The organism is Roseomonas sp. CAU 1739, assembly GCF_039839775.1.
Classification (GTDB): domain Bacteria; phylum Pseudomonadota; class Alphaproteobacteria; order Acetobacterales; family Acetobacteraceae; genus Neoroseomonas.
The window spans coordinates 1-1,045 of sequence record NZ_JBDOQQ010000056.1 but is presented as its reverse complement, the minus strand read 5'-3'; the positions used below and the strand labels follow the sequence as shown (position 1 = coordinate 1,045).

General features: G+C 66.5%; 1 protein-coding gene. It reads left to right on the top strand.

All coding sequences use genetic code 11. The annotated features are described in order from the left end of the window. The first annotated feature begins 87 nt into the window (after positions 1 to 87). Positions 88 to 1,030 (top strand): IS630 family transposase gene (locus AAFN86_RS29550; protein ID WP_347547318.1). Its coding sequence is split into 2 segments (ribosomal slippage): positions 88 to 423 and positions 425 to 1,030, totalling 942 coding nucleotides; the frame shifts between segments, so codons are not numbered across the junction. Positions 1,031 to 1,045: the final 15 nt, after the last annotated feature.

Sequence of the window (1,045 nt, the reverse complement as noted above, 5' to 3'; positions counted from 1 at the left end):
TAGAGCACGCTGCTATTCGTTGGAATCGGGGTTCCGAAACGGGGCGGGATCTGATTCAAGCGTTGGGCTGGGCGATGGAGGCCAGCGCTGATGCGGCCGTACTCCGAGGATCTGCGTGAGCGCGCGGTGCAGCGCGCCGAGGCTGGCGAGACGATCCGCGAGATCGCAGCGGCGTTGCGGATCAGCCCTTCTTGCGTGTCGAAGTGGCGCAAGCGGCAACGCGAGACGGGTTCGCTGGCGCCTGGCCAAGTGGGCGGACACAAGCCACCGACCCTGGTGGGCGAGCATGCCGAGTGGTTGCGGGCGCGGGTCGCAGAAGGCCCGTTCACCACGCGCGGCCTGACAGCGGAGTTGGCTGCGCGTGGCATCAAGACCGACCGGCGCGCGGTGTGGGTGTTCCTGCACGCCGAAGGGCTGAGCTTCAAAAAAAACCGTGCTGCCCGCCGAGCAGTCGCGCCCTGACATCGCCTTCAAGCGCGCCCGCTGGCAGGCCCACCAGGGCAAGATCGATCCGCGCCGGCTGGTCTTCATCGACGAGACCTGGATCAAGACCAACATGGCGCCGCTGCGCGGGTGGGGCCTGCGCGGGCAACGGCTGGATGCACGCGTGCCGCATGGCCACTGGAAGACGCTGACCTTCATCGCCGCCCTGCGGCACGACCGTGTCGATGCGCCCTGCGTGATCGACGGACCGATCAACGGCGACCTGTTCACCGCCTATGTCGAGCAGGTGCTGGTGCCGACGCTGGCACCAGGCAACATCGTCATCCTCGACAACCTCGGCAGCCATAAGGGACACCGCGCGCGCCGCGCCATCCGCCAGGCCGGCGCGCATCTGCTGTTCCTGCCGCCCTACAGCCCGGACCTGAACCCGATCGAGCAACTCTTCGCCAAGCTCAAGCACTTGATGCGCGCCGCAGAGCAGCGGACCGTCGAGACCACTTGGCGCAAGGCCGGCGCACTCCTCGACCTCGTCAGCCCAACCGAATGCGCCAACTACCTCATCAACTCAGGATATGCTTCCACATAAACACAGCACGCTCTA